The organism is Stenotrophomonas sp. JAI102 (assembly GCF_013409105.1).
Lineage (GTDB): Bacteria > Pseudomonadota > Gammaproteobacteria > Xanthomonadales > Xanthomonadaceae > Stenotrophomonas > Stenotrophomonas maltophilia_AA.
The window spans coordinates 1,207,416-1,226,085 of record NZ_JACCCI010000001.1; the positions used below are offsets into that span (position 1 = coordinate 1,207,416).

The following is an 18,670-nucleotide window of genomic DNA, read 5'->3' on the forward strand; positions in this document are numbered from 1 at the left end:
CCCAGGCCGCTGCACCGCCAGATGAGGCATTGCCCCCCTCTGTTACCATTCGGGGTTCAGCTCGCCGCCCCCCACCCTGCCAGCGGCCAGCGCCTTACAAACGCAACGCAACAGGAGTTTGCATGTCCTCTGACCTGCTCAAGGCCCTCGGCCTCGACGCGACCAACGCTGGCACCTACCTTGGCAACGGCGAGTGGTCCACGGCCACCGATGCCGGTGTGATCACCCCGGTGAACCCGACCACCGGCGAAGCCATCGCCCAGGTCTACGCGACCACCGACGCCGACTACGAAACCATCGTGGCCCGCGCCCAGGAGGCCTTCAAGGTCTGGCGCACCACCCCGGCCCCGCGCCGTGGCGAAGCCGTGCGCCTGTGCGGTAACGCCCTGCGCGCCAACAAGGATGCCCTGGGCTCGCTGGTCGCGCTGGAAATGGGCAAGAGCAAGCCCGAAGGCGATGGCGAAGTGCAGGAGATGATCGACATCGCCGACTTCGCCGTGGGCCAGAGCCGCATGCTCTATGGCTACACCATGCATTCCGAGCGCCCGGGCCACCGGATGTACGAGCAGTACCAGCCGCTGGGCCTCGTCGGCATCATCAGCGCGTTCAACTTCCCGGTCGCGGTGTGGGCATGGAACTCCTTCCTGGCCACGATCTGCGGCGATATCTGCCTGTGGAAGCCGTCCAACAAGACGCCGCTGACCGCGATCGCCTCCATGCGCATCTGCAATGAAGCGCTGCGCGAGGGCGGGTTCCCGGACCTGTTCTTCCTGATCAACGATGCCGGCACCGAGCTGTCGCAGAAGATGGTGGCCGACAAGCGCGTGCCGCTGATCAGCTTCACCGGCTCGACCCAGGTCGGCCGCCAGGTCGCCGAGAAGGTCGCGCATCGCCTCGGCCGCTGCCTGCTGGAGCTGGGTGGCAACAACGCCATCATCCTGGACGAAACCGCCGACCTGAAGCTGGCGGTCCCGGGCATCGTGTTCGGCGCCGTCGGTACCGCCGGCCAGCGCTGCACCACCACGCGCCGCCTGATCGTGCACGAATCCATCCATGACGACGTGCTGGCCACGCTGATCAAGGCGTACAAGCAGGTCGAAGGCAAGATCGGCGATCCGACCGACCCGGCCAACCTGATGGGCCCGCTCAACAGCGAAGGCGCGGTGGAGCAGTTCCTGGCCTCGATCGAGAAGGCCAAGGCCAGCGGCGGCACCGTGCAGACCGGCGGCACCCGCATCGACCGCGCGGGCAACTTCGTGCTGCCGGCCATCGTTACCGGCCTGAAGAACAGCGACGAGGTCGTCCAGCACGAGACCTTCGCCCCGATCCTGTACGTGATGAAGTACAGCACGCTGGACGAAGCGATCGACATGCAGAACGGCGTGCCGCAGGGCCTGTCGTCCTCGATCTTCACCACCAACCTGAAGACCGCCGAGCGTTTCCTCTCGGCAGCCGGTTCGGACTGCGGCATCGCCAACGTCAACATCGGCACCTCGGGCGCGGAGATCGGTGGTGCGTTCGGTGGCGAGAAGGACACCGGCGGTGGCCGTGAGTCCGGCTCGGACGCCTGGAAGGTCTACATGCGCCGCCAGACCAACACCATCAACTACTCCGACTCGCTGCCGCTGGCCCAGGGCATCAAGTTCGACCTGTGATGGACGCCGCGCCCCGCCTGCCGGCCGGCCCGCGCCTGGAGTTCACCGGGCGCCGGGTGCTGATCGCCGGGGGCAGCAAGGGCATCGGGCGCGCGATGGCGCTGGCGTTTGCTTCGGCAGGCGCCCGCGTCTCGGTCTGCGCACGCGGTGAGGCCGGTCTGGCCGCGCTGCGTGCGGATGCCGGGGCCCTCGGCTTGGCCGTGCATACGGCCAGTGCCGACCTCTCCCGGCTGGACGACATCGGCCGCTGGCTGGCCGATGCCGCGCAGGCCCTCGGCGGCATCGACGTGCTGGTCAACAACGCGACCGGCTACGGTATGGCCGACGATGAGGCGGGCTGGGAAGCCAGCTTGAACGTCGACCTGATGTCGGCCGTGCGTGCCTCGCGGCTGGCCTTGCCCTGGCTCCAGCAGTCCAGCGATGCCTGCATTCTCAACCTGGCCTCGATCGCCGCCCAGCAGCCGCGCCCGGGTGGCGCGCCGTATGCGGCCGCCAAGGCCGCGCTGATGCACTACACCACCTCGCAGGCCCTTGCGCTGGCACCGCAGCGCATCCGCGTCAACGCCATCGCCCCCGGCTCGATCGAGTTCGAGGATGGCTTGTGGGCGCGCCGGCGCGAGCAGGACCCCGAGCTGTATCGAAACACCCTGGCGAAGATTCCGTTCGGCCGCTTCGGCGAGCCGGCGGCCATCGCCAACGCCGCGCTGTTCCTGTGCTCGCCGCTGGCGGGCTGGATCACCGGGCACACCTTGAATGTCGATGGTGGCCAGGTCCTGATGGGATAAACCCGCCACTGGCCCTATCATCCAACCACCCCACCGCGACCAGGACCTGCATGAGCCTTCCGCCCCGACAAACGAGTGCCATGGCCGTGGTCAGCCTGATCATGGGCATCCTCGGCTGGACCGCCCTGCCCTTCATCGGCAGCATCGCGGCGATCATCACCGGCCACCTGGCCCGTGCCGAGATCCGCCGCCGGCCGCTGGAACTGGAAGGCGACGGCATGGCGCTGGCCGGCCTGATCCTGGGCTGGATCGTGGTGATCGGCAGCCTGCTCGCCATGGTGGTGGTGCTGTTGTTCTTCGGCGGACTGGCCTGGTTTGCCGCTACCCAATCGTGAGGTGCACATGAGCCGCTCGGATTCGACCGAACGCTTCAGCAGTCGGGTGGCCGACTACGTCCGCTACCGTCCCGACTATCCCCCGGCCTTGCTGGATTGGCTGCACCAGGACATCGGTGTGCCCACCGAAACCCTGGTCGCCGACATCGGCGCCGGCACCGGCATTTCCACCCGGCTGTTCCTGGCCGCCGGCCACCCGGTCATCGCGGTGGAGCCGAACGCGGCCATGCGCGAGGCCGCCGAGCAGTTGCTCGCGCCTGATTATCTGCGCCTGAAGGTCGCCGACGGCACCGCCGAGGCCACCGGCCTGGCCGACAACAGCGTCGGCCTGGTTGCCGCAGCACAGGCCTTCCACTGGTTCGATACCACCGCCGTGCGCCGCGAATGGGCGCGCATCCTGCAGCCCGAAGGCATGGCCCTGGTGTTCTGGAACTCGCGCCTGCTCGATGCGTCCCCGTTCCTGATCGGCTATGAGCAGCTGCTGCTGGAGTTCGGCACCGATTACACCGAGGTCGCCGAGCGCTACCAGGACGATGACACCATGCGCGCCTGGTTTGGCGAGGGCCTGCGTGGCATGGCCCGGCTGCCGAACGTGCAGCGCATGGACTACGACGGCCTGCGTGGCCGCCTGCTGTCCTCTTCGTATGCACCGCAGGCCGGTCACCCGCGCCACGCGCCGATGCTGGAGGCACTGCAACAGCTGTTCGACGCCCACGCGGTGGACGGGCAGATCGCCTTTGAATACCAAACCCGTGCCTTTGTCGGCACGCTGGACTGATTGAACGCCATGTACTCGCTTGCCCGCCCCTTCCTGTTCGCCTTTGATGCAGAACGCGCCCACGGCCTTGGCCTGAGTGCGCTGGACCTGGCCTATCGCACCGGCACCACGCCGCTGATGGGCCGCCGCATCGCCCCGCTGCCGACCAACGCGTTCGGAGTGAGTTTCCCGAATCCGGTGGGCCTGGCCGCCGGCCTGGACAAGAACGGCGAGCACATCGATGCGCTGCTGGCCCTGGGCTTCGGCTTCGTCGAGATCGGCACGATCACCCCGCGTCCGCAGTCGGGCAACCCGAAGCCGCGCCTGTTCCGGCTGCCAGAGCACCACGCCATCATCAACCGCATGGGCTTCAACAACCTGGGCGTGGATGCGCTGGTGCGCAATGTCGAACGCGCCAAGCGCCGCACCGGCCTGCTCGGCATCAACATCGGCAAGAACAAGGACACCCCCAACGAGCAGGCGTTCGACGATTACCAGCACTGCCTGCAGAAGGTGTATCCGCTGGCCGACTACATCACCGTCAACATCTCCTCGCCGAACACCGCCGGCCTGCGTGAGCTGCAGGAAGAGACCGCGCTGCGCCAGCTGATTTCGCAGCTGCGCGAAAGCCAGGAAAGCCTCGCCGCCAAGCACGGCAAGCGGGTGCCGATGCTGGTCAAGGTCGCCCCGGATCTGAGTGATCGCGACATCGATGCCGCCGCGCGCGTGCTCGGCGAACTCAAGGTGGACGGCGTGATCGCGACCAACACCACCATCGATCGCAGTGCCGTGGCCGGTGACCCGCGCGCGAACGAAGCCGGCGGCCTGTCCGGTGCACCGCTGCTGGGCCAATCGACCCTGGTGCTGCGTCGCCTGCGCGCGCGCCTGCCGGAGTCGATGCCGTTGATCGGCGTGGGCGGCATTCAATCCGGCGCGGACGCGGTGGCCAAGATGGCCGCCGGCGCCGCGCTGGTGCAGTGCTACAGCGGCCTGATCTTCCGTGGCCCGGAGCTGGTGCATGACTGCGTGGAGGCGATCCGGCGCCGCAGAGAGGCGCCCAGCCGCGGCGCGGTGGCACCGCTGTGAACGACGCCATGACCGCCTGGGCCATCACTGAAAACGCCTCACTGAAGGCGCTCAACACTTTCCATGTCGACGCCACCGCCGCGCAGCTGCTGGAGGTGTTCGATCCTTCCGTGCTGCCGGAGGTGCTGGCCCTGCCACGCGTGGCAGAGCAGCCGCTGCTGGTCTTGGGCAGCGGCAGCAACGTGCTGATCGCGGACAACGTGGAGGGCACCGTGCTGGTGTTCGCCAACCGCGGCATCGAGATTCTGGAGCACCGCGCCGACCACACCATCGTGCGTGCCGGTGCCGGCGTGAACTGGCATGGGCTGGTGATGTGGTCGTTGCAGAACGGGCTGTCCGGGCTGGAAAACCTGGCCCTGATCCCCGGCACCGCCGGCGCCTCCCCGATCCAGAACATCGGCGCCTATGGCGCGCAGGTCGGCGAGTTCATCCAGGCGGTCGATGCCTGGGACCGACACGAGAACGACTGGGTGCGCTTCGATGCGGAAGGCTGCCAGTTCGCCTACCGCGACAGCATCTTCAAGCACGACCCGGACCGTTACCTGATCACCGCGATCGAGCTGCGCCTGCCGCTGCTGCATGGCCTGCGCCTGGGCTATGCCGGGATCGCCGAGGAAATGGAGGCGATGGGCGTTGAGCTGCCGGTGGCTGCCGATGTGGCCAACGCGGTGATCAACATCCGCCGCCGCAAACTGCCGGATCCGGACGTGCTCGGCAACGCGGGCAGCTTCTTCAAGAACCCGATCCTGCCGCTGGAACAGGTGGAGGTGCTGCTGCAGCACTTCCCCGAGCTGCCGGTGTTCCCGGCCGACGACGACAGCCGTCGCAAGATCTCCGCAGCCTGGATGATCGAAAGCTGCGGCTGGAAGGGCTATCGCGATGGCGATGCCGGCGTGGCGCCGAGCCATGCGCTGGTGCTGGTCAACCATGGCCAGGCCACCGGTGAAGAACTGCTCGCGCTGGCGCGGCGGATCTCCGCTTCGGTCCTGGAGAAATTCGGCGTGCCGATCGAACCGGAACCCAGGCTGATCGGCGCACAGTGGTGAACCCCGCCCCCGCCTTACCGGTGGCCACGCCGTTGCGGGCCGCCCTGCTGATGCTCGGCAGTACGCTGGCCTTCGGCCTGATGGCGATCGCGATCCGCTACGCCACCCGCTACGTGCCAACCCAGGAAGTGGCGTTCTTCCGCAACGCCTTCGGCCTGCTGGCGCTGCTGCCGATGCTGATCCGCCCGGGCAGCGCGCCGCTGAAGACGCAGCAGCTGCCGCGTTACTTCCTGCGCAGCGCGATCGGGCTGGCCTCGATGCTGTGCGCGTTCTGGGCGATCGGGCATCTGCCGATCTCCCAGGCGATCTCGCTCTCCTATTCGACACCGCTGTTCGTGACCATCGCTGCCGTGCTGTGGCTGGGCGAAACCGTGCGCATGCGCCGCTGGGCGGCGGTGATCATCGGCTTCATCGGCGTGCTGATCATCGTGCGCCCGGGCTCGACCAGCTTCACGCCTGGCACCCTGGTCGCCGTCGGCGCCGCGGTGCTGAGCTCGCTGGTGGCGATCCAGATCAAGCAGCTCACCCGCATCGACAGCGCCGATACGGTGGTGTTCTACACCTATGTGTTCTGGGTGCCGCTGTCGCTGGTGCCGGCGCTGTTCGTCTGGGTCTGGCCGACCGGCCTGGCCTGGGTCTGGCTGGTCGCGACCGGCGTGCTCGGCACGCTCGGCCAGCTGCTGTGGACACGCGCCCTGCGCCTGGGCGAGGTCTCCGCACTCACTCCGATCAGCTTCATGCAGCTGCCGCTGGTCAGCCTGCTGGGCTGGCTGCTGTTCAACGAAACGCTGGACCGCTGGACCGTGATCGGTGCCGGCATCATCCTCGGCGCGAATGCCTACATCGCCCACCGCGAAGCGACGCTGGCACGGCGGGCGAAATCGCAGGCGGCAACAGCGGCGGCGAAGCCCGGGGAATGAACCGACGCGTCGCCGGGATGGGCCCCGTCCCGCGTAGATCCACGGCATGCGTGGATGCACTCGGACGATAAACGGATCTCGTTAAGCGTCATTCCTGGCACCTTACCACTAAAAATCGCAATAAAACGCCATTTATGTCACTTTGTTGAAGTGCATTTTAATGTCGTAACTCGCCAAACTTGACGCTTTATCGCAATAGTGCGATACAAAGCGCCAGGAGGGTCACCTTATGACGATCACACATCTGATGACGGACGAGGCTGTCCTGGCTGAGCTGGGGCAACGCCTAGCCCGCGTGCGACTCTCGCAAGGCATCACCCAGGAGCAGCTGGCCGATGCTGCGGGCGTCTCCAAACGCACCGTGCAGCGGCTGGAAGACGGCACGCCCGCCCAGCTGGCCAACCTGATCCGGTGCCTGCGCGCCCTCGGCAGGCTGGATGCGCTGGAGGTGATGCTGCCCAGCGACGGTCCCAATCCGATCGATCTGCTGGAGCGCCGCGGCCACCAGCGCCAGCGCGCTCGACCGGGGGTGGCAGAGCCGGCACCGGCCAAGCCTTGGACCTGGGGCGATGAGCAATGAACACCACGGCCGAGGTACGCCTGTGGGGCAGCCGGATCGGCGCGGTGACGCTGGCCGACGGCGAGCGGATCGCACAATTTGCCTACGACCCGGCATTCGCACGTTCCAGCATCGAGGTCGCCCCGCTGACCATGCCGCTCGCGGCGGATCGGATCTACGGTTTCCCCTCCCTCAACCCGGCAGGCTTCCATGGCTTGCCCGGCCTGCTCGCCGACGCCCTGCCGGACAAGTACGGCAATACCCTGATCAATGCCTGGCTGGCCACCCAGGGCCGCACCCCGGACAGCTTCAATGCGGTGGAGCGGCTCTGCTACACCGGCACGCGCGGCATGGGGGCGTTGGAGTTCTCGCCTGTACATGGGCCGCGCGTCCGCACGGCACACAAGATTCAGATCGATGCCCTGGTTGCGCTGGCCACCGAGGTCCTGAGCAACCGCGACAACCTGCGTGCCTCGTTCGGCGATGAAGAGCGCGCCGATGCGCTGCGCGACATTCTGCGCGTGGGTACCTCGGCCGGTGGCGCACGGGCCAAAGCCGTGATCGCCTGGAACGAAGGCACGGGCGAGGTCCGATCGGGCCAGGCCGCAGCGGCGCCAGGCTTCAGCTACTGGCTGCTCAAGTTCGATGGCGTGCAGAACAACCGCGACAAGGAACTGGCGGACCCCAAGGGCTACGGCGTGGTGGAGTACGCCTACGCCCTGATGGCGCGTGACGCGGGCATCCAGATCAGCGAGTGCCGACTGCTGGAGGAAGGCGGCCGCCGCCACTTCATGACCCAACGCTTCGACCGCACCGATGCAGGGGGCAAGCGCCATATGCAGTCGTTGGCGGCGATGGCCCACTTCGACTTCAATGATCCCACTGCCTACTCCTACGAGCAGGCCTTGCTGGTCATGCGCCAGTTGCGCCTGCCCATGGCGCAGCTGGAGGAACAGTTCCGGCGGATGGTGTTCAACGTGATCGCACGCAACCAGGACGACCACGTCAAGAACATCGCCTACCTGATGGACCGGCAGGGCCAGTGGTCGCTGTCACCTGCGTTCGACATCACCTGGGCGTACAACCCGGACGGCGACTGGACAGCGCGGCACCAGATGTCGATCAACGCCAAGCGCGAGGGTTTCGAGGTGGCCGACCTGGCCGCCTGTGCCGCGACCGCCTCGATCAATGCCCGCCGCGCCCGGGACATCATCGAGCAGGTCCGGCACAGCGTGCTGCGCTGGCCCCGGTTCGCCGACGAGGCCGGCGTCGCCGAGCACTGGCGCGATCAGATCCGCGGCAGCCTGCGTACGGACATTCGCTGAGGGCCGACCTCACGCCTGCGCAGCCTTCCAGGCGAGGGTCGCGCAATAATCTCGCGCAGTCCTGCGTGGTCACGCAGGTGGTGCAAGTGTCGCCTGTGAATGGTGTGGATGGTTTCCTGTACCACATCCGCCGGCAACAGCGCGCCCAACTGTCGGCGAACCGCCAGACCGTCGCCCGCTGGAATGGCAGGTGCTCGCCGAGGTGGTCCATTCGCGGCTGCGCTTCCCGCGTTATCTCGGCGACATGCCGCATGCCTGGATCGGCGCCGAATACGGTCGCACGCTGTTCGGGATGCTGATGCGCGAAGTGAGCTGAGAGCCAGAACCCGGTCAGCCCCTGCCGGTCGACGGGACGACGCAAGCCTTGGTCCCGTCGTGGCGGTGCTTGGCATGACCGGCATTGACATGCAGGCGTTTACCTGCATATTATCGGATCGTCGACGGGCGCCATCACATGCACAGGGCGTTACCTGGATCACGAGCAGCGAGGAACGTGGATGGATGCAGACAAGGTGTTCAAGGCGCTGGGCGATCCCACCCGCAGGGCGCTGCTGGATGCGCTCTGCCAGAGCAACGGTCAGTCGCTGGGGCAGCTCTGCGCGCACCTGCAGATGGCACGGCAATCGGTCACCCAGCATCTGGGCCTGCTGGAAGAGGCCAACCTGATCAGCACCGTCAGGCGCGGCCGCGAGAAGCTGCACTTCATCAACCCCGTGCCTCTGCACGAGGTTTACGAGCGGTGGGTACGCAAGTTCGAGCACCAACGGCTGAGCCTGCTGCATGACCTGAAAAAAGAACTCGAAGGAGAATGACGATGTCCACGGTGTCTACCTGCTTCATCCACGTGATCTATATCGCCTCCACCGCCGAAAGCGTATTCGAGGCCATCACCCGGCCAGAGATCGCCCGCACCTATTGGGGCCATGAGAACGTCTCGGACTGGCAGCCCGGTTCACGCTGGCAGCACGTCCGTGCCGACGCGGCAAGGAAGGTCGAGCTGGTCGGCGAGGTGGTCGAAAGCACCCCGCCCTCGCGCCTGGTCATCACCTGGGCCGCCGCGTCGCAGGCCGATGACGCGCAGGCCTACAGCCGGGTGACGTTCGATATCGTGCCGTATGACGGCATGGTCCGGCTCACCGTGACCCATGACCAGCTTGAGCCGGGCAGCGGCATGGATACCGGCATCCGGCAGGGCTGGCCGATCGTCCTGTCCAGCCTCAAATCCCTGCTGGAAACCGGCAAGGGCATGGACGTCTTCGCCAGGCCGCTGGGCTGAGCCAAGCGTTGATCCTGATGGTGCTGGCGGTCTTCGGCGCGGCCGCCGGCGAACTGGCGGCGACCATGTTCGGCTGGCCGCGGATGCCATCGGCGCTCATCCGCCACAGGCAAAGACCAGGAACTGATGCAGTGCGCGTGCCGGCGCGGACAGGTCTTCGTCCGGGCGCCAGACCAGGCCGACTTCCATCGGCGGCACCGCATCGGTGAGGGTGCGTACGTCGATCCGGCGCCCCTCCAGCGACCAGGGCCGATAGACCATGTCCGACAGGATGCTGACCCCGAACCCGTAGGCGACCATGCCGCGCAGCGCTTCCAGCGACGAGGTCCGGAACACGACGTTGGGTTCGCGCCCGACCGAGCGCCAGTAGCGCATCGCCGACTCCTTGCCCTCGTCGACCATCAGCATGATGTACGGATACGGCTCCACGTCGGCCGGGCTGATCACCTGCAGCTGCAGCAGCGGATGCGACTCGGCCAGCCACAGCTGGCGGCGCGAGCGGATCAGCACCTGGCGCCGCAGCACGTAGGGCTCGGCCATGTTGGAAATGATGCACAAGCCGAAGTCGAGGTCGCCGCTGCTGACGCCCTGCTCGATCGCGGCACGGTCCATGTCGACCAGGTCGACCTCCACCTGTGGGTAGGAGCGCTTGAAGCGCGCCAGCAGGCTCGGCAGGAAGTAGCCCAGCACCGTATAGGACGCGCCGATCCGCACCCGGCCCGGGAGGGTGTTGGCCAGGAACATCGGCTCGCTGAGCGCGTCCTGCAGCGTATCCAGGATGTGCCGCACATGCTGGTGGAAGCGGTGCCCCTCGGCGGTGAGGCCGACCCCGTGCGGCATGCGGTCGAACAGCTTCAGGCCCAGCGAGGCTTCCAGCTGGGCGACCGCCGTGGTGATCACGGATTGGGAGACGTGCAGCTTGCGCGCGGCCTGCGAGAACTGCCCCAGTTCAGCCGCTTCGGCAAAGTAACGCAGCTGGCGCAGGGTCATGTTGGCGGGGATTTGCATGCACGGGCTCCCACGGAATGAAGATATCTGAATAAACAATACCTCATACGCAATTAAACAAATTTACGATAAGCCGCTGTGCCTCTAGACTTCACACTGGGTGCAATGCGCCATGGCCCCAGCCGCCTTGCAAGCGCTGGTCCTTACCCGCTTCGCGACGAGATCCTGACCGGATGTCGGCGCGCCAACATCGCCATTACCGTTGCCCCCCGCCTGCGGTATGCCTGTAGCTCCATGACCCAAGCCCAGCGAGGCCCCTGACATGTCATCACCCCAGATTCCCGCCACGAGCGAGCCGTTGCATCTGCACGTGCCCGAGCCCAGCGCCCGTCCCGGCCAGGCCACCGACTTTTCCTATCTGAAGCTGAGCCCCGCCGGCGCGGTCGACAAGCCGCCCGTGGACGTGAGCGCCAGCCAGACCGCGCCGCTGACCGGCCAGCTGATCCGCGTGCTGGACGACAATGGCGACGCCGTGGGCCCGTGGGCCGCCGACATCGACGACGCGGTGCTGCTGCGTGCCATGCACGCCATGCTCAAGACGCGCGCCTATGACGCCCGCATGCTGATCGCCCAGCGCCAGAAGAAGACCTCGTTCTACATCCAGTGCCTGGGTGAGGAAGCGATCGCCGTCGGCCAGACCCTGGCGCTGCGCGATGACGACATGCAGTTCCCGACCTACCGCCAGCAGGGCATCCTGGTCACCAAGGAAGTCTCGCTGGTCGACATGATCTGCCAGGTGCTGTCCAACGCCGCCGACCCGCTGAAGGGCCGCCAGCTGCCGATCATGTATTCGTACAAGGATTACGGCTTCTTCTCGATCTCCGGCAACCTGACCACCCAGTACATCCAGGCGGTGGGCTGGGCGATGGCCTCGGCGATCAAGGGCGACACCCGCATCGCCACCGCATGGGTGGGTGATGGCGCGACCGCCGAAGGCGACTTCCACGCCGCGCTGACCTTCGCGCACGTGTACCGCGCCCCGGTCGTGCTCAACGTGGTCAACAACCAGTGGGCGATCTCCACCTTCCAGGCGATTGCCGGCGGTGAGAACACCACCTTCGCCGCGCGCGGCGTGGGCTACGGGATTCCGTCGCTGCGTGTGGACGGCAACGATCTGCTGGCCGTGTACGCGGCCTCGCGCTGGGCCGCCGAACGCGCCCGCAGCAACCTCGGCCCGACCCTGATCGAGTGGGTGACCTACCGCGCCGGCCCGCATTCGACCTCGGATGATCCGTCCAAGTACCGCCCCGCCGACGATGCCCAGCACTTCCCGCTCGGCGATCCGATCGACCGCCTGAAGCAGCACCTGATCAAGCGCGGCCTGTGGAGCGAGCAGCAGCACGACGAAGTGCGCACCGAGCTCGATGCCGAGGTCCTGCGTGCCCTCAAGGAAGCCGAAACCCACGGGTTGCTCGGCAGCGACAACCGTCCCGGCGCGGCCCTCATGTTCGAAGACGTCTACAAGGACATGCCCGAACATCTCCGTCGCCAGCGTCAGCAGTTGGGAGTCTGAACACCATGAGCGGGATTGAACAGAACAACACCGGCGGCACGCCGATGACCATGATCCAGGCGCTGCGCTCGGCGATGGACGTGATGCTGGAACGCGACGACAACGTGGTGGTCTTCGGCCAGGACGTGGGCTACTTCGGCGGCGTGTTCCGCTGCACCGACGGCCTGCAGACCAAGTACGGCAAGCAGCGCGTGTTCGATGCGCCGATTTCCGAAAACGGCATCGCCGGCGCGGCGATCGGCATGGCCGCCTACGGCCTGCGCCCGGTCGCCGAAATCCAGTTCGCCGATTACATCTACCCGGCCTACGACCAGATCGTGTCCGAAGCGGCGCGCATGCGCTATCGCTCCGGCGGCAGCTTCACGTCCTCGCTGGTGTTCCGCACGCCGTGTGGCGGTGGCATCTACGGCGGCCAGACCCACAGCCAGAGTCCGGAGGCGATCTTCGCGCACGCCACCGGCCTGCGCACGGTGATGCCGTCCAACCCGTACGACGCCAAGGGCCTGCTGATCGCCTCGATCGAGAACGACGATCCGGTGATCTTCCTGGAGCCCAAGCGCCTGTACAACGGCCCGTTCGATGGTCATCACGACCGCCCGGTCACCGCGTGGTCCAAGTACCCGAACAATCGGGTGCCGGAGGGCTACTACAACGTGCCGCTGGACAAGGCCGCCATCGCCCGCGAAGGCAAGGCCCTGACGATCATCACCTACGGCACCACCGTGTGGGTGGCCAAGGCCGCCGCCGAAGATGCCGGGATCGACGCCGAAGTGATCGACCTGCGCAGCCTGTGGCCGCTGGATCTGGACGCCATCGTCAACTCGGTCAAGAAGACCGGCCGCTGCATCGTGCTGCACGAAGCCACCCGCACCTGCGGCTTCGGCGCCGAACTGGTCGCGCTGGTGCAGGAGCATTGCTTCTACCACCTGCAGGCACCGGTGGAACGCGTTACCGGCTGGGACACCCCGTATCCGCACGCGCAGGAATGGGACTACTTCCCGGGTCCGTCCCGGGTCATCGATGCAATGCAGCGCGTGCTGGAGGACTGAACCATGGGACATCACGTCATCAAGATGCCGGACATCGGTGAAGGTATCGCCGAAGTCGAACTGATCACCTGGAAGGTCGAGGTCGGTGGCCCGGTCGCCGAAGACCAGGTCGTGGCCGAGGTCATGACCGACAAGGCCATGGTCGAGATCCCCTCGCCCGTGTCAGGCACCGTGGTCTCGCTGGGCGGCAAGCCCGGCCAGATGATGGCCGTCGGCAGCGAGCTGATCCGCCTGGAAGTGGACGGTGCCGGCAATGCCAGCGCGGCCAGTGCACCGGCCGCCGCGGCACCGGCCGAACCGGTTGCTGCGCCCAAGGCTGCCGCACCGGCAGCGGCACCTGCGGCCGCCGCAGAGTCTGCACCGGCTGCGACGCCGGCCAAGGCCGCCGCTGCCTCCGCACCCGCCTGCGCCGCCAAGCAGGACGCGCGTGGCGCGGTCACCAACGGCGTGCTCAACGCCGGTGAAGCCCCGCTGGCCTCGCCGGCCGTGCGCCGCCGCGCCTGGGACCTGGGGATCGAGCTGCGCTACGTGCCGGCCACCGGCCCGGGTGGTCGCATCCTGCAGGCCGATCTGGATGCCTACGCCGCCGCCGGTGGCAAGGCACAGCCGGTCGGTGGCAGTGCCGGCGGCAGCAGCTACGCACGCCGTACCGGCGAGCAGCAGGTGCCGGTCATGGGCCTGCGCCGCAAGATCGCGCAGAAGATGCAGCAGTCCTGGACGACCATTCCGCACATCACCTATGTGGAAGAGATCGACGTCACGGAAGTGGAAGCCCTGCGCGCCAAGCTCAATGAGCGCTGGGCCAAGGAACGCGGCAAGCTGACCCTGCTGCCGTTGCTGGCACGCGCGGTCGTGCTGGCCGCGCGCGACTTCCCGCAGATGAACGCCCGCTTTGATGACCAGGCCAACATCGTGACCCGCTACGAGGGCGTGCAGCTGGGCATCGCGACCCAGAGCGAGGTCGGCCTGTCGGTGCCGGTGGTCGCGCATGCCGAGTCGCTGGACCTGTGGCAGACCGCCGCGGAAATCGCGCGCCTGGCCAGTGCCGTGCGTGTGGGCAAGGCGACCCGTGAGGAGCTGTCCGGCTCGACCATCACCATCAGCAGCCTCGGCGCGATTGGTGGCCTGGTCTCGACCCCGATCATCAACCATCCGGAAGTGGCGATCGTCGGCGTCAACCGCATCGTCGAACGCCCGATGTTCCGCGAGGGCCAGGTGGTGGCACGCAAGCTGATGAATCTGTCGTCCTCGTTCGACCATCGCATCGTCGATGGCATGGATGCGGCCGAGTTCGTGCAGGCGATCCGTACGCGCCTGGAAACCCCGGCCCTGCTGTTCGTGGAGTAAGCGATGTCCAATACCCTTCAAACCCAGTTGCTGATCATCGGCGGCGGTCCCGGCGGTTACATCGCCGGCATCCGCGCCGGCCAGCTCGGCGTCAAGACCATCGTGGTCGAGGGCGTCAATCCGGGTGGCACCTGCCTCAACATCGGCTGCATTCCGTCCAAGGCGCTGATCCATGCCGCCGAGGAATTCGCCAAGGTCACCGCCTATGCGGCAGGCACCTCGCCGCTGGGCATCAGCGTGCAGGCGCCCTCGCTGGACCTGGCCAAGACCGTGGCGTGGAAGGCCGGCATCGTCAAGAAGCTGACCGGTGGCGTCAGCGCGCTGCTGAAGAAAAACGGCGCGCAGCTGATCAAGGGCTGGGCCACGATCGTCGACGGCAAGACCGTCGAGATCGCCGGTGCCGCGGAAGATGGCGGCACGCTGCGCATCACCTGCGAGCACCTGCTGCTGGCCACCGGTTCGGTGCCGGTGGAGCTGCCGTTCCTGCCCTTCGGCGGCAAGGTCATCTCCTCGACCGAAGCCCTCTCGCCGACCTCGCTGCCCAAGCAGCTGATCGTCGTCGGTGGCGGTTACATCGGCCTGGAACTGGGCACGGTGTACCGCAAGCTCGGCTGCGAAGTGACCGTAGTCGAGGCCCAGGAACGCATCCTGCCGGCCTACGACGCCGAGCTGACCAAGCCGGTGGCCACGCACCTGGAGAAGTCCGGCGTGAAGCTGCTGACCGGCCACAGCGTGCTCGGCCTGGCCGACAACGGCCAGCTGCGCGTGCGCGACAAGGACGGTAACGAAATCGCGCTGGACGCCGACCAGATCCTGGTCGCGGTCGGCCGTCGCCCGAAGACCGACGGCTTCAATCTGGAATCGCTGCAGCTGGATCTGACCGGCAAGGCGATCAAGATCGACGACCAGTGCAAGACCTCGATGCGCAACGTGTGGGCGATCGGCGATGTCGCCGGTGAGCCGATGCTCGCGCACCGGGCGATGGCACAGGGCGAACTGGTGGCCGAGATCATCAGCGGCAGGAAGCGCCACTTCGTGCCGGCCGCGATTCCGGCGGTGTGCTTCACCGATCCGGAAATCGTGGTGGTCGGGCTGTCGCCGGACGAAGCCAAGGCACAGGGCATCGAGACCAAGGTCGCGCTGTTCCCGTTCGCGGCCAATGGCCGTGCGATGTCGCTGGAATCCACCGATGGCTTCGTGCGCGTCGTCGCACGCAGCAGTGACCACCGGATCCTCGGCTGGCAGGCCGTGGGCGTGCAGGTCTCGGAACTGTCGATCGCCTTCGTGCAGTCGATTGAGATGGGCGCCACGCTGGAAGATATCGCCGGCACGATCCACCCGCACCCGACCCTGGGTGAGGCGGTGCAGGAAGCGGCGCTGCGTGCGCTGGGGCATGCGCTGCATATCTGAGGGTGTGTGGGTTTGATGGACGACGAAGGGCCCGCATTGCGGGCCGTTCGTTTTTTGGGGATCAGAGCTGCGGCACTCGCGGCATCGACCTGGGCCACATGGCGCGATGACCGTCCGCCAGGCCCCTACTTCTGGTGCCTGCTGGAATCCCGCGCCAAGTTCTTTTCGACCTTCAACTGCGTAACCAACCACCGCCCCACCTCCAGCGCCGAGGCCGGGTTCTGCCCGGTATTAGCTTGCGATCCACCACCACATGGGCGGTCCACGGCATGGTGTTGCTACTGAACCTCGCACCCGCCCGCTGCAGCGCGGTCTGCGGGCAGAACTACATTTCACCGCCGCCCAGCAGTGGCTTGGCCTGCTCTTCCTCCTGGTTGAGTGATCTGCTTCCCGGAAAATACTCACGGCAGACTTCGTCCAGCGCAACATCGAACAACGTCCGCTTCCGGCCAGCAGCGGACACCCGCGACCTGAGCAGCCGCTATCGAATTACCCCTTCGGGCAGGCGAGCATCCGAGCCATCAGTTGAGCAGTCGGCCACCAAACGATTGTTTTAAGAGACTCTTCATGAGTAGACGGGAGGTCGGCCTCACTTTGCTGGCGCGATACAGCGACCCGGATGTTCAAGGGTCGCCGCGCTGCTAAGTCAGGCTGCAGCGTTACATGTGTATGTATGCTCGACCGGAGCGGTCTCTACCCCATCGGCGTCGACCAACCATCGCTTGTACCGGAAGGTCCCGGACTGTCCTGCTTGGTTGCTGGTGCAGTTGATCTCCTGGGTTATGGGTGAACTGACCGGAGAATTCACCGTGCGATTGAAGCTTGAACAGTTCCAACCAGCAGCGCACGAAACAGGCTGAGAGTAGACTTTCACGGGATACGTCGGGTTTCCCGAGTAGGCGATGGTGTAGTTGAAGGGAGTGTTGACTGTGCCCGTTACCGTCGGGATGGAATCGATCTTGAATGTTTCACACTGCTTACCTTCATGGTAGAGCCTGATGCCTTTGGCCATACCTGCTACTGCTCGCGCACGAAAGTTGTCGCCTTGCAATGCAATTGCATCTTGTGGATTGCTGTGGAACCCAAGTTCAATAAGGGCCGCCCTTTTTGATGCATCGGTCAAACGAAGCTCGCCATAGTTCCCGTCCCGTGGCTGCACGTCGATGCTCCAGTTCGTATATGTCGGATGTGACTGAATAGTTTCCTTCATCGAGCAGAGGATCCGCGCGACGAAAACGGCGTCCTCCGCGCGACCGGTCTGATAAAAGCCCAACGTGCCGCGGACGGCGGTGTTCGGTAACCCATTGGTGTGAATATGCAACGAGTAGTTTGCGTTCATGTGATTGGCAAACAGCGGGCGAGCACGGATATCGTCGTCTTCCTGGCCATTCGGATCATTGTCATTGTCCAGTGAATTCCATATCCCCGGATTGCTCGGATACTGGCTCTCAAGCCAGGTCCTGGCCGACATCTTCCACCACGGGTGGCCGCTGGCCACATGCGTCGTGGTTCCATTGGTGCGCGCCTTGGCGACACTCATATGGGACTTGTTGATGAGATCGGTAGATACATCACGGGCGAAGTAAGGAGTGACAAAGTCTTCCTGCATACCGTTCATAAAAGGACGGCGGGTCTCCCACTGCCGGCTGATCGGGTTGTAAAAGTACCCATGTCCTGCAGACACCATGACGATCACAGGAGGATCATCCTGTCGGGTTTCCTTACCGGTGCTGAGCGCAGACTTCTTCGTCGGCAGATCCGGATGGTAGTAGAAGATGTCCTTACCGCCGTATTTACAGGTGTAGCCGTTGACGCTCACGACGTCCTTGAGAATGGAGATTGCTTCACTCACCAAGGAGTGGCATTGACGCTCCGATGCAGCGCCGGCGGTGTCAGGCACGGCATCGCGCCCCAGGTCTATCACCAACCTTCTTTCTTTGACTTCTAAGACGGTCGTGATCACGATCTTCTTCTGCCCTGGAAGCTTGGGCTCCATGTTCACAGCTTGCTGCAGCTCCTTGGCGAGCAGCTTCTCAATTTCGGCCCGGTCAAATGCATCCATCTGAGAGGCTGGTTTACCTGCAGTGTCAGGCACCTGTGCAAGGGCCAATTGCGTTGTACTGATTGCCGCGGCCACTAACGTAACTAGAACTACTCTGGAACCCAATTTGCTAAGAAGTTTCATGATTCATGGTCCTTTGATGATCGTCCATAAGTACGGGATACCTCTTGCAATCGTGTCGGTTCACGCCGGTTGGCGATGGACGTGGACAGGCTTTGCGATCCCAGTTTAAGCACGGGCGACCAGTATGCAGGTAGGATTATTCCTACATAACCTTGTGTTTCATCACGTTCTGCGACCTGAGTCGGAAAAATGGCTTGCAGGCCACACTTGACACATCGGATCAAGAACGATCTAGCAACCTGTTCCGACGGGCGCACTCAGCGACCACGCCTCTCACTTCGTCAGGGACTGGCAGGAGTCCATCGCGGGTCGGAAGGTCATCAGCCGCCGATACCCTCTGACCTGTGTTGATAGTTCGCGGGGCCGGAACTGAAATAGCAGGCAGATGGCTTGGCTAAGTTCGCTATCGGGCGC

At 65.5% G+C, this 18,670-nt stretch carries 18 protein-coding genes; 16 read left to right on the top strand and 2 right to left on the bottom strand.

The window, feature by feature from the left end:
- Positions 1–122: 122 nt before the first annotated feature.
- From HDC96_RS05580 to HDC96_RS05630, 12 genes are all read left to right on the top strand, one after another.
- Entirely contained in the window at positions 123–1,655 is a 1,533-nt protein-coding gene (locus HDC96_RS05580) for an aldehyde dehydrogenase family protein (protein WP_179459102.1), read from the top strand.
- The gene (locus HDC96_RS05585; protein ID WP_179459103.1) at positions 1,655–2,440 is read left to right on the top strand and encodes an SDR family oxidoreductase; all 786 of its coding nucleotides are present in this window, start codon (positions 1,655–1,657) and stop codon (positions 2,438–2,440) included. Before HDC96_RS05580 ends, HDC96_RS05585 begins: the two co-directional genes overlap by 1 nt.
- 50 nt (positions 2,441–2,490) lie before the next feature.
- Positions 2,491–2,775 (top strand): DUF4190 domain-containing protein, encoded by a 285-nt coding sequence (locus tag HDC96_RS05590; protein WP_179459104.1) that lies wholly within the window; start codon positions 2,491–2,493, stop codon positions 2,773–2,775.
- Positions 2,776–2,782: 7 nt separating this feature from the next.
- A complete protein-coding gene (locus HDC96_RS05595) occupies positions 2,783–3,553 on the top strand; it encodes a class I SAM-dependent methyltransferase (RefSeq protein ID WP_179459105.1) in 771 nt (256 codons plus the stop codon).
- A gap of 9 nt (positions 3,554–3,562) precedes the next feature.
- Positions 3,563–4,618: a quinone-dependent dihydroorotate dehydrogenase gene (locus HDC96_RS05600; protein ID WP_179459106.1), complete on the top strand. Its 1,056-nt coding sequence runs from the start codon at positions 3,563–3,565 to the stop codon at positions 4,616–4,618.
- Positions 4,615–5,664, top strand: a complete 1,050-nt coding sequence (murB, locus tag HDC96_RS05605; RefSeq protein WP_102788374.1) for a UDP-N-acetylmuramate dehydrogenase — start codon at positions 4,615–4,617, stop codon at positions 5,662–5,664. The genes HDC96_RS05600 and murB overlap by 4 nt, the downstream gene beginning before the upstream one ends.
- 32 nt (positions 5,665–5,696) lie before the next feature.
- Positions 5,697–6,584: a DMT family transporter gene (locus tag HDC96_RS05610; protein ID WP_257018652.1), complete on the top strand. Its 888-nt coding sequence runs from the start codon at positions 5,697–5,699 to the stop codon at positions 6,582–6,584.
- A gap of 229 nt (positions 6,585–6,813) precedes the next feature.
- Positions 6,814–7,164 (top strand): helix-turn-helix transcriptional regulator, encoded by a 351-nt coding sequence (locus tag HDC96_RS05615; protein WP_179459107.1) that lies wholly within the window; start codon positions 6,814–6,816, stop codon positions 7,162–7,164.
- On the top strand, positions 7,161–8,468 hold the full coding sequence (locus HDC96_RS05620) for a HipA domain-containing protein (RefSeq protein WP_179459108.1): 1,308 nt from the start codon (positions 7,161–7,163) through the stop codon (positions 8,466–8,468). Before HDC96_RS05615 ends, HDC96_RS05620 begins: the two co-directional genes overlap by 4 nt.
- A 190-nt stretch (positions 8,469–8,658) precedes the next feature.
- A complete protein-coding gene (locus HDC96_RS18345) occupies positions 8,659–8,784 on the top strand; it encodes a hypothetical protein (protein WP_257018598.1) in 126 nt (41 codons plus the stop codon).
- Positions 8,785–8,965: 181 nt separating this feature from the next.
- Positions 8,966–9,280, top strand: a complete 315-nt coding sequence (locus HDC96_RS05625; RefSeq protein ID WP_179459109.1) for a metalloregulator ArsR/SmtB family transcription factor — start codon at positions 8,966–8,968, stop codon at positions 9,278–9,280.
- 2 nt (positions 9,281–9,282) lie between these two features.
- Complete coding sequence (locus HDC96_RS05630; RefSeq protein WP_179459110.1) at positions 9,283–9,744, top strand: SRPBCC family protein; 462 nt, start codon at positions 9,283–9,285, stop codon at positions 9,742–9,744.
- 96 nt (positions 9,745–9,840) lie between these two features.
- On the opposite strand, the gene HDC96_RS05635 is transcribed toward HDC96_RS05630, so the two are convergent.
- Positions 9,841–10,752, bottom strand: a complete 912-nt coding sequence (locus HDC96_RS05635) for a LysR substrate-binding domain-containing protein (protein WP_179459111.1) — start codon at positions 10,750–10,752, stop codon at positions 9,841–9,843.
- A gap of 262 nt (positions 10,753–11,014) precedes the next feature.
- Between HDC96_RS05635 and HDC96_RS05640 the strand changes: the two genes are divergently transcribed.
- The 4 genes from HDC96_RS05640 to lpdA are packed head-to-tail and all read left to right on the top strand — an operon-like array spanning position 11,015 to position 16,071.
- Positions 11,015–12,265, top strand: a complete 1,251-nt coding sequence (locus HDC96_RS05640; RefSeq protein WP_179459112.1) for a 3-methyl-2-oxobutanoate dehydrogenase (2-methylpropanoyl-transferring) subunit alpha — start codon at positions 11,015–11,017, stop codon at positions 12,263–12,265.
- Positions 12,266–12,270: 5 nt separating this feature from the next.
- Entirely contained in the window at positions 12,271–13,314 is a 1,044-nt protein-coding gene (locus HDC96_RS05645; RefSeq protein ID WP_179459113.1) for an alpha-ketoacid dehydrogenase subunit beta, read from the top strand.
- A gap of 3 nt (positions 13,315–13,317) precedes the next feature.
- The gene (locus tag HDC96_RS05650) at positions 13,318–14,661 is read left to right on the top strand and encodes a dihydrolipoamide acetyltransferase family protein (protein WP_179459114.1); all 1,344 of its coding nucleotides are present in this window, start codon (positions 13,318–13,320) and stop codon (positions 14,659–14,661) included.
- Between the two features lie 3 nt (positions 14,662–14,664).
- The gene (gene lpdA / locus HDC96_RS05655) at positions 14,665–16,071 is read left to right on the top strand and encodes a dihydrolipoyl dehydrogenase (RefSeq protein ID WP_179459115.1); all 1,407 of its coding nucleotides are present in this window, start codon (positions 14,665–14,667) and stop codon (positions 16,069–16,071) included.
- A 646-nt stretch (positions 16,072–16,717) separates the two neighbouring features.
- Here the strand turns inward: lpdA and HDC96_RS05660 are convergent.
- On the bottom strand, positions 16,718–18,256 hold the full coding sequence (locus tag HDC96_RS05660; RefSeq protein WP_179459116.1) for an N-acetylmuramoyl-L-alanine amidase: 1,539 nt from the start codon (positions 18,254–18,256) through the stop codon (positions 16,718–16,720).
- Positions 18,257–18,670: the final 414 nt, after the last annotated feature.

Bases quoted from the DNA above. Each gene is read 5' to 3' on its own strand.
- HDC96_RS05600 (WP_179459106.1), top strand. From the start codon at position 3,563: ATGTACTCGCTTGCCCGCCCCTTCCTGTTCGCCTTTGATGCAGAACGC.
- HDC96_RS05620 (WP_179459108.1), top strand. From the start codon at position 7,161: ATGAACACCACGGCCGAGGTACGCCTGTGGGGCAGCCGGATCGGCGCG.
- HDC96_RS05640 (WP_179459112.1), top strand. From the start codon at position 11,015: ATGTCATCACCCCAGATTCCCGCCACGAGCGAGCCGTTGCATCTGCAC.
- HDC96_RS05580 (WP_179459102.1), top strand. From the start codon at position 123: ATGTCCTCTGACCTGCTCAAGGCCCTCGGCCTCGACGCGACCAACGCT.
- HDC96_RS05635 (WP_179459111.1), bottom strand. From the start codon at position 10,752: ATGCAAATCCCCGCCAACATGACCCTGCGCCAGCTGCGTTACTTTGCC.
- HDC96_RS05595 (WP_179459105.1), top strand. From the start codon at position 2,783: ATGAGCCGCTCGGATTCGACCGAACGCTTCAGCAGTCGGGTGGCCGAC.
- HDC96_RS05625 (WP_179459109.1), top strand. From the start codon at position 8,966: ATGGATGCAGACAAGGTGTTCAAGGCGCTGGGCGATCCCACCCGCAGG.
- HDC96_RS05650 (WP_179459114.1), top strand. From the start codon at position 13,318: ATGGGACATCACGTCATCAAGATGCCGGACATCGGTGAAGGTATCGCC.
- HDC96_RS05615 (WP_179459107.1), top strand. From the start codon at position 6,814: ATGACGATCACACATCTGATGACGGACGAGGCTGTCCTGGCTGAGCTG.
- HDC96_RS05585 (WP_179459103.1), top strand. From the start codon at position 1,655: ATGGACGCCGCGCCCCGCCTGCCGGCCGGCCCGCGCCTGGAGTTCACC.
- HDC96_RS05630 (WP_179459110.1), top strand. From the start codon at position 9,283: ATGTCCACGGTGTCTACCTGCTTCATCCACGTGATCTATATCGCCTCC.
- HDC96_RS05645 (WP_179459113.1), top strand. From the start codon at position 12,271: ATGAGCGGGATTGAACAGAACAACACCGGCGGCACGCCGATGACCATG.
- lpdA (WP_179459115.1), top strand. From the start codon at position 14,665: ATGTCCAATACCCTTCAAACCCAGTTGCTGATCATCGGCGGCGGTCCC.
- HDC96_RS05590 (WP_179459104.1), top strand. From the start codon at position 2,491: ATGAGCCTTCCGCCCCGACAAACGAGTGCCATGGCCGTGGTCAGCCTG.
- HDC96_RS05660 (WP_179459116.1), bottom strand. From the start codon at position 18,256: ATGAAACTTCTTAGCAAATTGGGTTCCAGAGTAGTTCTAGTTACGTTA.